Source organism: Type-E symbiont of Plautia stali, assembly GCF_059731115.1.
Map to the genome: position 1 here is coordinate 882,264 of NZ_AP035906.1, position 13,195 is coordinate 895,458.

Here is a 13,195-nt window from a genome sequence, read left to right on the forward strand (position 1 = left end):
GACGCTGTTTTAATCGGAAACTGATATGGCTGAACCTCGTTTTATACATCTGCGCGTACACAGCGACTATTCGATGGTCGATGGCCTGGCGAAAACTAAGCCATTGGTCAAGAAGGCGGCTGCGCTGGGTATGCCGGCGATTGCGATTACCGATTACATCAACCTTTGCGGGTTGGTGCGTTTTTACGGCAGTGCGCACGATGCAGGCATCAAACCGATTATTGGTGCGGATTTCCACGTCGCCAGCGAGTTGATGGGCGATGAGCTGACACAACTCACGGTCCTTGCCGCCAACAACACCGGTTATCAGAACCTTACGTTGTTAATTTCGCGTGCCTATCAGCGTGGATATGGCATTGCCGGACCGATTATTGACCGTGACTGGCTGGTCGAACTGGGTGAAGGCATCATTCTGCTCTCCGGTGGACGCAAGGGCGATGTTGGCCGCAGTCTACTGCGCGGCAACAGTGCGCTTGTGTCGCAGTGCCTCAGTTTCTATCAGGAACATTTCCCCAATCGTTATTACCTCGAGCTGACACGTACCGGACGCGCCGATGAAGAGGCTTATCTGCATGCCGCCGTTGAGTTAGCGATTGCCGAAGGTGTGCCGGTGGTGGCCACCAACGAAGTCTGTTTCCTCAACGAAGAAGATTTTGACGCCCATGAAATTCGCGTGGCGATTCATGATGGCTTCACGCTGGACGACCCAAAACGCCCACGTCATTACAGTCCTCAGCAATATATGCGCAGCGAAGAGGAGATGTGCGAGCTGTTCTCGGACATCCCGGAAGCGCTGGAAAACAGCGTAGAGATTGCTAAGCGTTGTAACGTCACGGTACGCCTGGGTGAATACTTCCTGCCGCAATTCCCCACCGGGGAAATGACGACTGAAGATTTCCTCGTCATGAAGTCTCGTGAAGGGCTGGAAGAGCGTCTGGAATTCCTGTTCCCGGATGACAAGGTGCGTGCAGAGAAGCGGCCAGAATATGATGAACGTCTTGAGATTGAACTCAACGTTATCAATCAGATGGGCTTCCCAGGCTACTTCCTGATCGTGATGGAGTTTATCCAGTGGTCGAAGGATAACGGTATCCCGGTTGGGCCGGGCCGTGGCTCGGGTGCTGGTTCTCTGGTCGCGTATGCGCTGAAAATCACTGACCTCGACCCGCTGGAATTTGACCTGCTGTTCGAACGTTTCCTTAACCCGGAACGTGTCTCCATGCCCGACTTCGACGTCGATTTCTGCATGGAAAAGCGCGATCAGGTGATCGATCACGTTGCCGAGATGTATGGGCGCGAAGCGGTTTCGCAAATCATCACCTTCGGTACCATGGCGGCGAAAGCGGTTATCCGCGACGTAGGACGTGTGCTGGGGCATCCGTATGGCTTTGTGGATCGCATCTCCAAATTGATCCCGCCGGATCCCGGCATGACGCTGGAAAAAGCCTTTGAAGCGGAACCGCAGCTGCCGGAAATCTACGAGGCAGATGAAGAGGTCAAAGCGCTGATCGATATGGCGCGCAAGCTGGAAGGTGTCACACGTAACGCCGGTAAACACGCCGGTGGGGTGGTTATCGCACCGACCAAAATCACTGATTTTGCGCCGCTTTACTGTGATGAGAATGGCCAATTCCCGGTAACCCAGTTTGATAAAAATGATGTGGAATACGCCGGCCTGGTGAAGTTTGACTTCCTCGGCTTGCGCACGCTGACCATCATTGACTGGGCGCTGAAGATGATTAACCCGCGCCGCGCCAAAGAAGGGTTGGAGCCGATTGATATCGCCGCCATCCCGCTGGATGACAAGAAAAGCTTCGATATGCTGCAGCGCTCGGAAACCACAGCGGTTTTCCAGCTTGAATCACGCGGCATGAAAGATCTGATCAAGCGTCTGAAGCCGGACTGCTTTGAAGATATGATCGCACTGGTGGCCCTGTTCCGCCCGGGACCGCTGCAATCGGGCATGGTTGATAACTTCATTGACCGTAAGCACGGCCGTGAAGAAATTTCGTACCCGGATATTCAGTGGCAGCACGAAACCCTGAAGCCGGTACTGGAACCCACCTACGGCATCATCCTGTATCAGGAACAGGTGATGCAGATCGCTCAGGTGCTGTCGGGTTATACCCTGGGTGGCGCGGATATGCTGCGCCGTGCAATGGGTAAAAAGAAACCCGAAGAGATGGCTAAACAACGTTCGGTGTTCCAGGACGGTGCAGAAAGCATGGGTGTTGACGGTGAACTCTCGATGAAGATCTTCGATCTGGTAGAGAAGTTTGCGGGTTATGGCTTTAACAAGTCGCACTCGGCAGCCTATGCTTTAGTGTCTTATCAGACGCTGTGGCTGAAAGCGCACTACCCGGCAGAATTTATGGCAGCGGTAATGACCGCCGATATGGACAACACCGAGAAGGTCGTTGGCCTGGTGGATGAGTGCTGGCGCATGGGCCTGAAAGTGCTGCCGCCCGATATCAACTCTGGCTTGTATCCGTTCCATGTGAATGATGAAGGCGAAATCGTCTATGGTATCGGCGCCATTAAAGGCGTGGGTGAAGGGCCGATTGAAGCCATCATCGAAGCACGTAATGAAGGCGGCTACTTCAAAGAGTTGTTTGATCTCTGCGCTCGCACCGATACGAAAAAGATTAACCGTCGTGTGATGGAAAAGCTGATCATGTCGGGAGCTTTTGATCGCCTCGGTCCGCATCGTGCAGCCTTGATGAGCGCGCTCAGCGATGCATTGAAAGCTGCGGATCAGCACGCAAAAGCGGAAGCGACCGGACAAGCAGATATGTTTGGCGTGCTGGCCGAAGAGCCTGAGCAGGTGGAAAAGTCATACACCAACATCACGCCATGGCCGGAACAGATTCAACTGGACGGTGAGCGTGAGACGCTGGGTTTGTATCTCACCGGCCACCCAATTAATCAGTATCTTAAAGAGATTGATCGCTACGTTGGCGGCATGCGCCTGAAGGACATGCATCCGACGGATCGTGGTAAAGTAACCATCGCGGCGGGGCTGGTGATTGCCGCTCGCGTGATGGTCACGAAACGCGGCAACCGAATTGGTATTTGTACTCTCGACGATCGCTCTGGTCGTCTGGAAGTGATGTTATTTACCGATGCGTTAGATAAATACCAGCAGTTGCTGGAGAAAGACCGTATCCTGATCGTCAGTGGACAGGTCAGCTTTGATGACTTTAGCGGTGGCCTTAAAATGACCGCTCGAGAAGTGATGGACATCGACGAAGCGCGGGAAAAATACGCGCGCGGACTTGCTATCTCGCTGACGGACAGGCAAATTGATGACCAGCTTTTAAACCGTCTCCGCCAGTCTCTGGAGCCTCATCGCTCCGGGACCATTCCGGTGCATCTCTATTATCAGAGAGCAGATGCGCGGGCGAAGCTGCGCTTTGGTGCAGCGTGGCGTATTTCGCCCAGCGATCGTTTACTCAACGATTTGCGGTCGTTAGTAGGATCGGAGCAGGTGGAACTGGAGTTTGACTAAAACAGGAACATTATGAGTCTTAATTACCTGGATTTTGAACAGCCAATCGCAGAACTGGAAGCGAAAATCGACTCGCTGAAGTCAATTGGCCGTTCGGATGAGAAACACGATATTAATCTGGATGAAGAAGTGCAGCGTCTGCGCGAAAAAAGCGTTGAGCTGACCCGTAAAATCTTCTCCGATTTAGGTGCATGGCAGGTTGCGCAGCTCGCGCGTCACCCGCTGCGCCCTTACACGCTGGACTATGTCCGCAACGCGTTTGATGATTTCGATGAGTTGGCTGGTGACCGCGCTTATGCCGATGACAAAGCGATTGTCGGCGGTATTGCCCGTCTTGATGGTCGTCCGGTGATGGTGATTGGCCATCAGAAAGGCCGTGAAACCAAAGAGAAAATCCGTCGTAACTTCGGTATGCCAGCACCAGAAGGCTATCGTAAAGCGCTGCGACTGATGGAAATGGCTGAACGCTTCAAAATGCCACTGATCACTTTCATCGACACCCCGGGTGCATACCCTGGTGTGGGCGCCGAAGAGCGTGGACAATCTGAAGCCATCGCACGCAACCTGCGTGAAATGTCAGGTCTGAAAATTCCGGTGATCTGCACCGTGATTGGCGAAGGCGGTTCCGGTGGTGCGCTGGCAATTGGCGTGGGCGACAAAGTGAACATGCTGCAGTACAGCACCTACTCGGTGATTTCACCGGAAGGCTGCGCGTCAATCCTGTGGAAAAGCGCCGATAAAGCGCCATTGGCTGCGGAAGCGATGGGCATCACCGCCGATCGCCTGAAAGAGCTGAAGCTGATCGACTCGATCATCCCTGAACCATTGGGCGGCGCGCATCGTCAACCAGTGGATATGGCGGCAAGCTTGAAAAAGCAACTGCTGGCGGATCTGGCGGATCTCGACGTACTGAGCACTGAAGAACTGCTTAACCGTCGTTATCAGCGCCTGATGAGCTACGGCTACGCGTAAGCTGGCTTGCTCATGAAGAAAAGCGGACTCCGGTCCGCTTTTTTTATGCCCGCGAATTACTGAGCGAGATCGTTCAGACGGCTATGCATTGGGCAGCCATGAAGCTCTAACCGGCCAGAGAAGGCCAGCCCGAAGAGCAAAGCGTCCGGGCCATGGACGGCCCGGTCGATCTGCATGGATGCGTTGTTCCTTTGCGATCGGGCTGGCCTTTTCTGGCCCTCGCACCCAATTGACAGCAATCCCCCCTGAACAACAACACCGCATTCCAGAACATTCACCTCTCACTTTTCGCTATCCTTATTCAGTGCCATAACACCACAGGAGGTGAGCATTGAATATTATCGCGATCATGGGACCGCACGGCGCGTTCTACAAAGATGAACCGATTCGTGAACTGGACGCAGCCCTCAAGCTGCAAGGGTTCCAGACCGTCTATCCCAACAATGCCAGCGACCTGCTGAAACTGATAGAACACAACCCGCGTATCTGCGGCGTGGTTTTTGACTGGGACGATTACAGTCTGGCGCTGTGCAGCGACATCAACCAGCTCAACGAATATCTGCCGCTGTATGCCTTTATTAACACCCATTCGCAGATGGATGTCAGCATTAACGAAATGCGCATGGCGCTGCAATTCTTTGAGTACGCGCTCAATGCCGCTGACGACATCGCATTGCACATTCGGCAGTACACCGATGAGTACATCGATAAAATCATGCCGCCGCTCACCAAGGCGCTGTTCACCTATGTGAAAGAGGGCAAATACACCTTCTGTACGCCGGGCCACATGGGCGGCACCGCCTTCCAGAAAAGCCCGGTGGGCAGCCTGTTCTATGACTTCTTTGGTGCAAACACGCTCAAGGCGGATGTCTCCATCTCCGTCACCGAACTGGGGTCTCTGCTCGATCACACCGGCCCGCACCTCGAAGCAGAAGAGTATGTGGCGCGTACTTTTGGTGCTGAACAGAGCTATATGGTGACCAATGGCACCTCAACCTCGAACAAAATTGTTGGGATGTACGCTGCACCCGCAGGAAGTACGGTGCTGATTGACCGTAACTGCCACAAATCACTCACCCATCTGCTGATGATGAGCGACATCATCCCGATTTGGCTCAAGCCGACGCGTAATGCGCTGGGCATTTTAGGGGGGATCCCGCAGCGGGAATTCACACGCGACAGCATTCAGCAGAAAGTTAATCAGACACCACGCGCCAGTTGGCCGGTGCATGCCGTCATCACCAACTCCACTTACGATGGCCTGTTGTATAACACCCAGTACATCAAAGAGACGCTGGATGTGCCGTCGATTCATTTCGATTCGGCTTGGGTGCCGTACACTAACTTCCACCCGATCTACAGCGGCAAAAGTGGTATGAGCGGGGAGCGTATTCCCGGCAAAGTGATTTATGAAACGCAGTCGACGCACAAACTGCTGGCGGCGTTTTCGCAGGCCTCGCTGATTCACATCAAAGGTGATTACGACCACGACACCTTTAATGAAGCCTACATGATGCACACCACCACATCGCCGAGTTACGCGATTGTCTCATCGATTGAAACGGCGGCGGCGATGCTGCGCGGTAATCCGGGAAAGCGATTGATCAATCGCTCAGTTGAGCGCGCTTTGCATTTCCGTCGTGAGATTCAACGGCTGCGCGAAGAGTGTGATGGCTGGTTCTTCGATATCTGGCAGCCTGAGCAAGTGGATGAAGCCGAATGCTGGCCGATCCAGCCTGGCGAAGAGGACTGGCATGGATTCACCCATGCCGATCGTGATCACATGTACCTCGATCCGATCAAAGTCACCATCCTGACGCCCGGAATGAGTGAATTGGGGAAAATGGCGGATGAAGGCATTCCTGCGGCGCTGGTGGCGAAGTTCCTCGATCAGCGCGGCGTGGTGGTAGAGAAGACCGGGCCGTACAATTTGCTGTTCCTGTTCAGTATCGGCATCGATAAAACCAAAGCCATGAGCGTGCTACGTGGTCTGACTGAATTCAAACGCGCCTACGATCTTAATCTGCGGGTGAAAAACATGCTGCCGGATCTCTACGCGGAAGACCCCGACTTCTATCGCAATATGCGTATCCAGACATTGGCGCAGGGCATTCATAATCTGATTCGACAACACGATCTGCCACGCCTGATGCTTAAGGCTTTCGACGTTTTACCTGAATCAAAAATGACGCCGCATCAGGCCTTCCAGCGCCAGGTGCAGGGGCAAGTCGAAACCGTCGATATCCGTGAGTTAGTGGGCCGGGTCTCTGCCAACATGATTCTGCCTTACCCGCCGGGCGTGCCGTTGGTGATGCCAGGCGAGATGATCACGGAGGAGAGTCGCGCGGTGCTCGATTTTCTGCTGATGCTCTGCACGATTGGACGGCACTATCCTGGATTTGAAACCGATATCCATGGTGCAACGCTCACCGACGATGGGCGCTATCTGGTGCGCGTGCTCCGTGAGGAAAACAGCCGTTAACTTCGGACAATTGCCCCTTTTCAGCGCGCTACCGAGCACGTAGGCTTAGCGGCTGATTCTTTAGGAGCCGCTATGCTGCAGATAAAACAGATTCACCACATTGCCATTATTGCCACCGATTATCAGCGCAGTAAGGCGTTTTACTGTGACGTGTTAGGTTTTGATTTGCTGGGTGAGTATTACCGCGCCGAGCGTGATTCGTGGAAAGGGGATTTGGGACTGAACGGGGTTTATACCATCGAACTGTTCTCGTTCCCCTCGCCGCCGCCGCGCGTCAGTGGGCCGGAAGCCTGCGGTCTGCGTCATCTGGCGTTTTGTGTTGATGATGTTGAACAGTCGATTGCCGCGTTGGCTGCGAAAGGCGTGGTGTGCGAACCCATCCGCATTGATGCCCTGACCGGCAAAGCGTGCACTTTCTTTCCGGATCCAGACGGTTTGCCGCTGGAGCTCTATCAAGCGTAAACTAGCCACCGCTGCGGGCCGCAATCAGGCGGTTCGCGTTGACGGATTACGCTATGTCCTTTTCCCATCTTGCTTCGTTACTGAAACCCGACGCCCGCTGTGTGCTGGCGTTCAGTGGCGGGTTGGATTCCACCGTACTGCTGCATCAGCTGGTGAGTTGGCAACGCCTGATGCCACAGCTGCAGGTGCGCGCGTTGCACGTCCATCATGGATTAAGCCCAAATGCGGATCGCTGGGCGTCACATTGCCTGCAAATCTGTCAGCAGTGGCAGATTCCCTGTGAAGTGTTGCGCGTTCAGGTGGATGGTCGTGTAAAGGGCATTGAGGCGGCGGCCCGTGAAGCACGCTATCAGGCGTTATTGCAACAGCTGCAACCCGGTGAGCACTTACTTACGGCTCAGCACCTTGACGATCAGTGTGAAACGCTGTTGTTGGCGTTAAAAAGGGGCAGTGGTCCAGCAGGATTGGCGGCGATGCCCATCCAGCGTCAGGTGGGAAAACATTCGCACCTGCGCCCGTTGCTGGATATCAGTCGTCAGCAACTCGAAACCTATGCGACGGAGCACCGCTTACGCTGGATCGAGGATGAAAGTAACGCCGACAGCCGCTATGACCGTAATTTTCTTCGTCAGGACATTCTGCCGTTGCTGCAGACGCGCTGGCCACATTTTAGCGCCGCCAGCGCCCGCAGTGCCGCGTTGTGTGGTGAGCAGGAACAATTGCTGGATGAACTGCTGGCAGAACAGTTGGCCCAGCTCACTGATGAACAGGGCGCACTGCATTTTCCGCCATTGCTGACGATGAGCGAAGCGCGGCGCCATGCGCTTTTGCGTCGCTGGATTGCACAGCAGGGCGGCGCGATGCCTTCACGTGATGCCTTAAAACGTATCACCGATGAAGTGATGTGTAGCCGTGAAGATGCCAATCCCAGCCTGAGTTTTGCTGCCTTTACACTCCGCCGGTATCGACAGCGGCTGTATTGGCTTAACGCGCATGCATCGCTGAGTCAGCACTCGCTAACCTGGCATGATCGTGAACAACTGCTGCGGCTGCCCGAGAATTTAGGCGTATTACAGGCAAACCCGGCGATCGCCACCTTGCGTCATCCCACCGAGGACGAATCGATCAACGTTCGTTTTCAGGCCAGCGGCTATTATCATCTGCTGGGCCGCGCCGGAGGCCGCGAGATAAAAAAATTGTGGCAGGAATTAGGTGTGCCACCCTGGCAGCGGGAGCGTATCCCCTTGATTTACTACAACCAGACGCTGATCTGTGCACCGGGAATCTTTGTCACCCACGAAGGTGCGGCCAGTCATGAGCAAGGCTGGCAAGCGATCTGGTTACAACAACAATAAGATGGAGAGCAATGATGAAACACTGGATGGCGGCAGCATTGCTGGCCGCAGCGTTGCCGGCTTTTGCCGACGGAGATGTGAATGCAGGCGCGCAAAAAGCAGCAACCTGCCTGGCGTGTCATGGTGCGGAAGGGAAAAGTGCTGTGCCGCTTTATCCCAATCTTGCCGGGCAACATGCGCCTTACCTGCTGCACTCCTTGCAGGCATATAAAAAAGGGGAGCGTAGCGGTGGTCAGGCAGAAGTGATGAAAGCGTTTGTGGCAGGATTGAGCGATCAGGATATGGAAGATTTATCGGCGTATTACAGTTCGCTGAAGCCGTAAGCGAGGGGGGCGGGATAGCATTCCCGCCCGAATGTGGTAGTTATTCGTCTTCGCTAACGATGACGGTGCCCAGCTCGGGATGACTGAAGCTGGCGATATGGTCAAGACGCAGTTCGCGGGTTTCACCGGAGAGATCGACCGTCAGGTACTCCACGTTTTTACGTGAGACCATGTCAACGGCTTTCGCCTTAAGCTGATCGCCGTTTTTTAACTCCAAAGACAGCATCCAGTGTTTGGTGCAGGCGAGCTCGAGGCTATCGTAGTCATCGCAGTTGATGGGTTTGTAGGCTTCATTCGTCAACATAGTCGCTCACCAATAAGTTAGCAGCAGCATAAGCTGCTTGTTCCCTGACAGAAGAGTTTAGCGCAGAATTAGCGGCAATATCGTTGAGTGCGTTTAGCGCGCAACCTATCGCGTCTGGCACATACCCCAGGTCGCCACTGCCGATTTCGGCATACTTCTGGCGAACTAACTCACAATACTTTTGCACATACACCTCCTCAGCAGAGCTTAAATACTCTGGTTGATAAGCGACTATATCACAGGATTTTCATGGAAATCAGCCAGGGGAAGCCGCGATCTGTGCAAAGAAAAGTGTAAAAGTGACACACAGCGCTGGCCTTAAGCAGGAAGGCGGCGCACAAAAGGTTAAGTTGATGAACAGGTTATTCCGCGACACAACATCGTTCTTAAAGGCAGGTGACAGATGATCGTGCTGTCGCGTTCAGTTTCACTTGCAGACAACGAGGTCGAGCTCAGTGCCATTCGTGCACAAGGTGCGGGCGGGCAGCATGTGAATAAAACGTCTACTGCTATCCATCTGCGTTTTGATATCCATGCCTCTTCGCTGCCACCGTTCTACAAGGAACGCCTATTGGCTGCGAGCCACCATTTGATTACGGCAGAAGGCGTGGTGATCATCAAATCTCAGGAGTATCGCAGCCAGGAAATGAATCGCGAGGCGGCCCTGCAGCGGCTGATCAATCTGATTCGTGAGTTAACCACGGTGGAAAAAACCCGGCGGGCGACACGACCCACGCGTGCATCTAAAGCGCGGCGGCTCGAGGGGAAATCACGGCGCAGTAATGTGAAGGCGATGCGGGGAAAAGTGCAATGAAAAACGCCTCCAGCTGGAGGCGTTTTAGTCTTACTTGTTCAGCGCTTTTGCCAGGAACTCGACAATATCGTGCTGTTTGATCATCTGCTTCTCGCTGGATGAACGCGACTTGTACTCGATCTCTTCGTTATCGAGGTTACGGTCACCGATGACGATAGTATGTGGCACGCCAATCAGTTCCATATCAGCGAACATCACGCCTGGGCGCTCTTTGCGGTCATCCAGAATCACATCAATGCCTTTGGCACGCAGCTGGCTGTAAAGCTCTTCAGCCAACTCTTTCACACGGAAAGATTTCTGCATGTTCATTGGCAAAATCGCCACTTCGAACGGTGCCAGCGCGGCTGGCCAGATGATGCCGCGTTCGTCATGGTTCTGCTCAATGGCCGCGGCGACAACACGGGTGATACCAATGCCGTAGCAACCCATGGTCATAATCTGGTTACGACCCTCTTCACCCTGAACGGCAGCTTTCATTGCGTCAGAATACTTGGTACCCAACTGGAAGATGTGACCGACTTCGATACCACGTTTGATTTGCAGCGTGCCTTTGCCATCCGGGCTTGGATCGCCTTCAACCACGTTACGGATATCTTCTACGCGCGCTTCTGGCAGATCGCGCAGCCAATTTATGCCAGCAAAGTGCTGACCATCAATGTTGGCGCCTGCAGAGAAATCGCTCATCTTGGCAACGGTGCGATCGGCAATCACAGGCATGTTCAAACCCACCGGGCCGATTGAACCAAAGCCTGCGCCAACGGCTGCACGAATCGCTTCTTCACTGCCCATCTCCAGTGGAGAGGCAACAATATCCAGATGCTCGGCTTTAATTTCGTTCAGTTCGTGATCACCGCGAACCAGCAGGGCAACCAGTGCATGGCCGCTCTCTTCAGTACCTTTCACAATCAGCGTCTTCACGGTTTTCTCAACCGGGATTTGATGTTGCTCGACCAGCTCAGCAATGGTTTTCGCGTTTGGCGTAGCAAACTGCGTCATCGCCTGAGTCGCAGCCGGACGTTCGCCTGCTGGCGCCAGTGCTTCGGCTTTTTCGATGTTAGCGGCGTAATCGGATTCGCTGGAGAAGATCACATCATCTTCACCGCTCTGCGCCAGCACCTGGAATTCGTGAGAGCCGCTACCACCAATCGAACCGGTATCCGCTTGCACCGCACGGAAATCCAGCCCCATACGGCTGAAGCTCTGGCTGTAAGCGCGATACATCGCATCATAGGTTTCCTGTAAGGATTCCTGTGAGGTGTGGAAGGAGTATGCATCTTTCATGATGAACTCACGTGAGCGCATCACACCAAAACGAGGGCGCACTTCGTCACGGAATTTGGTCTGGATTTGATACAGATTCAGCGGCAGCTGCTTGTACGAGCTCAGCTCGTTGCGGATCAAATCGGTGACCACTTCTTCGTGAGTTGGACCTAACACGAATGGACGCTCGTGGCGATCTTTAATGCGCAGCAGTTCTGGGCCGTACTGCTCCCAACGGCCGCTCTCTTCCCATAAATCGGCAGGCTGAACCACCGGCATGGAGATCTCAATCGCACCCGCGTTGTTCATCTCTTCGCGTACGATGTTTTCAACTTTTCGCAGCACGCGAACACCGGTCGGCAGCCAGGTATAAAGACCAGAAGCCAGTTTACGGATCATACCGGCGCGCAGCATCAGCTGGTGGCTGATCACTTCCGCATCGGATGGCGTCTCTTTCAGAGTAGAGAGCAGATATTGAGTAGTACGCATTGATTACGATTCCAGTTGTACGGAAGGACACGGACAATAAATTTTCTGGCGGCTAGTGTACCAGCGAGATCATTCACTCAAAAGCTTGTTTTAGCGTGGATCGAGAGCGATCACTTCTGTGCCGATCTCATCGATACGCCAGCGCACGTTAAAGTCGAGTAGCCAGGCAGCATACTCACGATCTTCCGCTTCACCTTTACGGTAAGCTGGGCGGGGATCCTGCGCTAAAACGTCAGCGATAAAACGTGCCAGATGGGGATAGTTTTTCTGCTGCTGGATTTGGTTCTGCGCCAGAGCAGAGAAACGCACGGGCATGGTGGCATCCGGTGCGCTCTGCGCGAAGCCGGCGCGGGCATCGGGCAGGGCTTCAGCAAACGGCAGGTACGGTTTGATATCGACTACCGGTGTGCCATCGACTAAATCCAGACTACCGAGTTGAAGAATCACTTGCTGCTTTTCACATCGAATGCCTTTCAATTCGACCAGCGACATGCCGATGGGGTTAGGGCGAAAGGTGGATCGGGTGGCGAAGACTCCCATGCGTGCGTTGCCGCCTAAGCGAGGAGGGCGTACGGTTGGGCGCCAACCGCCTTCCATGGTCTGATGGAAAACAAACAGCACCCAAAGATGGCTGAAGGCTTCAAGCCCGCGCACCGCTTCTGGCTGATTATAAGGCGGCAGGAGATGCAGCTCGCCGCCGCCATCCTGAACTAGCCCAGGCTGGCGCGGTACGGCAAATTTTTCTTTCCACGGCGAACGAATGACGCCGATTTGCGCAAAGGCAAAATCACTCATTGATTGGAAACTTTCAGTGCTGAGCCCTGGCAAATCGCCTGACGATAACAGCCCGGCGTGCTGGTGACGATTTCGCATTTATGCAGCAATATCGCGTTTGCTTTCATCCCGGCTGCTTTAATCTGCAGACGCTTACGCGCGGTATTGATATTCGGTGGCGAATCCTGGCTGCTGCTTTGGCAATCATCGGCAGAGACTTCGCCCAGATCGCGGAACGGATTACTGACCAGATCGGTGGCATCGGTATAAATTTTTACCGGTGCAGGACGTGGAGCAGGCTTGCGTTCTGGTTCGCTGGATGATGGTTGCGGGCGGGCGGGAGCACTGCTTATTGGGTGATATTCACGGACACACCCGGTTAGCATCAATGCTAACAAGCAGAGCGGTAAAAAACGCATGGCAACATCCTCAGTAGTAAAAAGTGGCGTTAT

The 13,195-nt window shown here is 54.1% G+C and carries 12 protein-coding genes; 7 read left to right on the forward strand and 5 right to left on the reverse strand.

Annotated features, from left to right (window positions below):
* Positions 1–25 precede the first annotated feature (25 nt).
* The 6 genes from dnaE (at position 26) to AC6I8L_RS03935 (ending at position 9,102) form a co-directional block, all read left to right on the forward strand.
* Positions 26–3,508 carry a DNA polymerase III subunit alpha gene (gene dnaE, locus AC6I8L_RS03910; RefSeq protein WP_058962060.1) on the forward strand — a complete coding sequence of 1,161 codons (3,483 nt, stop codon included), beginning with the start codon at positions 26–28 and terminating at the stop codon, positions 3,506–3,508.
* Positions 3,509–3,520: 12 nt separating this feature from the next.
* On the forward strand, positions 3,521–4,480 hold the full coding sequence (accA, locus tag AC6I8L_RS03915) for an acetyl-CoA carboxylase carboxyl transferase subunit alpha (protein ID WP_034829454.1): 960 nt from the start codon (positions 3,521–3,523) through the stop codon (positions 4,478–4,480).
* 331 nt (positions 4,481–4,811) lie between these two features.
* Positions 4,812–6,962, forward strand: coding sequence for a lysine decarboxylase LdcC (locus AC6I8L_RS03920; protein ID WP_058962059.1), 2,151 nt, complete (start codon positions 4,812–4,814; stop codon positions 6,960–6,962).
* 72 nt (positions 6,963–7,034) lie between these two features.
* Positions 7,035–7,424 carry a VOC family protein gene (locus AC6I8L_RS03925; RefSeq protein ID WP_058962058.1) on the forward strand — a complete coding sequence of 130 codons (390 nt, stop codon included), beginning with the start codon at positions 7,035–7,037 and terminating at the stop codon, positions 7,422–7,424.
* 53 nt (positions 7,425–7,477) lie between these two features.
* Entirely contained in the window at positions 7,478–8,779 is a 1,302-nt protein-coding gene (gene tilS / locus AC6I8L_RS03930; protein WP_058962057.1) for a tRNA lysidine(34) synthetase TilS, read from the forward strand.
* Between the two features lie 14 nt (positions 8,780–8,793).
* Positions 8,794–9,102 carry a c-type cytochrome gene (locus AC6I8L_RS03935; RefSeq protein ID WP_034829444.1) on the forward strand — a complete coding sequence of 103 codons (309 nt, stop codon included), beginning with the start codon at positions 8,794–8,796 and terminating at the stop codon, positions 9,100–9,102.
* Positions 9,103–9,142: 40 nt separating this feature from the next.
* Here AC6I8L_RS03935 and rof read toward each other — a convergent pair whose 3' ends face one another.
* Together rof and AC6I8L_RS03945 are read right to left on the reverse strand one after the other, a co-directional pair.
* The gene (rof, locus tag AC6I8L_RS03940) at positions 9,143–9,406 is read right to left on the reverse strand and encodes a Rho-binding antiterminator (protein ID WP_058962056.1); all 264 of its coding nucleotides are present in this window, start codon (positions 9,404–9,406) and stop codon (positions 9,143–9,145) included.
* Positions 9,393–9,593 (reverse strand): YaeP family protein, encoded by a 201-nt coding sequence (locus AC6I8L_RS03945; protein WP_013507964.1) that lies wholly within the window; start codon positions 9,591–9,593, stop codon positions 9,393–9,395. The genes rof and AC6I8L_RS03945 overlap by 14 nt, the downstream gene beginning before the upstream one ends.
* A gap of 216 nt (positions 9,594–9,809) precedes the next feature.
* Here AC6I8L_RS03945 and arfB point away from each other — a divergent pair, with 216 nt between their 5' ends.
* The gene (arfB, locus tag AC6I8L_RS03950) at positions 9,810–10,220 is read left to right on the forward strand and encodes an alternative ribosome rescue aminoacyl-tRNA hydrolase ArfB (RefSeq protein ID WP_058962055.1); all 411 of its coding nucleotides are present in this window, start codon (positions 9,810–9,812) and stop codon (positions 10,218–10,220) included.
* A gap of 30 nt (positions 10,221–10,250) precedes the next feature.
* Here the strand turns inward: arfB and proS are convergent, their stop codons facing one another.
* The 3 genes from proS to rcsF all read right to left on the reverse strand — a co-directional run bounded on the left by proS (position 10,251) and on the right by rcsF (position 13,162).
* The gene (proS, locus tag AC6I8L_RS03955) at positions 10,251–11,969 is read right to left on the reverse strand and encodes a proline--tRNA ligase (RefSeq protein WP_058962054.1); all 1,719 of its coding nucleotides are present in this window, start codon (positions 11,967–11,969) and stop codon (positions 10,251–10,253) included.
* 90 nt (positions 11,970–12,059) lie between these two features.
* Positions 12,060–12,764, reverse strand: a complete 705-nt coding sequence (tsaA, locus tag AC6I8L_RS03960) for a tRNA (N6-threonylcarbamoyladenosine(37)-N6)-methyltransferase TrmO (protein ID WP_034829435.1) — start codon at positions 12,762–12,764, stop codon at positions 12,060–12,062.
* The gene (gene rcsF / locus AC6I8L_RS03965; RefSeq protein WP_058962053.1) at positions 12,761–13,162 is read right to left on the reverse strand and encodes an envelope stress sensor lipoprotein RcsF; all 402 of its coding nucleotides are present in this window, start codon (positions 13,160–13,162) and stop codon (positions 12,761–12,763) included. Before rcsF ends, tsaA begins: the two co-directional genes overlap by 4 nt.
* Positions 13,163–13,195: the final 33 nt, after the last annotated feature.

What these genes read in the sequence shown, in the direction of transcription:
- dnaE (WP_058962060.1), top strand. Translation starts at nt 26, where the DNA reads ATGGCTGAACCTCGTTTTATACATCTGCGCGTACACAGCGACTATTCG.
- accA (WP_034829454.1), top strand. Translation starts at nt 3,521, where the DNA reads ATGAGTCTTAATTACCTGGATTTTGAACAGCCAATCGCAGAACTGGAA.
- AC6I8L_RS03925 (WP_058962058.1), top strand. Translation starts at nt 7,035, where the DNA reads ATGCTGCAGATAAAACAGATTCACCACATTGCCATTATTGCCACCGAT.
- tilS (WP_058962057.1), top strand. Translation starts at nt 7,478, where the DNA reads ATGTCCTTTTCCCATCTTGCTTCGTTACTGAAACCCGACGCCCGCTGT.
- AC6I8L_RS03935 (WP_034829444.1), top strand. Translation starts at nt 8,794, where the DNA reads ATGAAACACTGGATGGCGGCAGCATTGCTGGCCGCAGCGTTGCCGGCT.
- rof (WP_058962056.1), bottom strand. Translation starts at nt 9,406, where the DNA reads ATGTTGACGAATGAAGCCTACAAACCCATCAACTGCGATGACTACGAT.
- arfB (WP_058962055.1), top strand. Translation starts at nt 9,810, where the DNA reads ATGATCGTGCTGTCGCGTTCAGTTTCACTTGCAGACAACGAGGTCGAG.
- proS (WP_058962054.1), bottom strand. Translation starts at nt 11,969, where the DNA reads ATGCGTACTACTCAATATCTGCTCTCTACTCTGAAAGAGACGCCATCC.
- tsaA (WP_034829435.1), bottom strand. Translation starts at nt 12,764, where the DNA reads ATGAGTGATTTTGCCTTTGCGCAAATCGGCGTCATTCGTTCGCCGTGG.
- rcsF (WP_058962053.1), bottom strand. Translation starts at nt 13,162, where the DNA reads ATGCGTTTTTTACCGCTCTGCTTGTTAGCATTGATGCTAACCGGGTGT.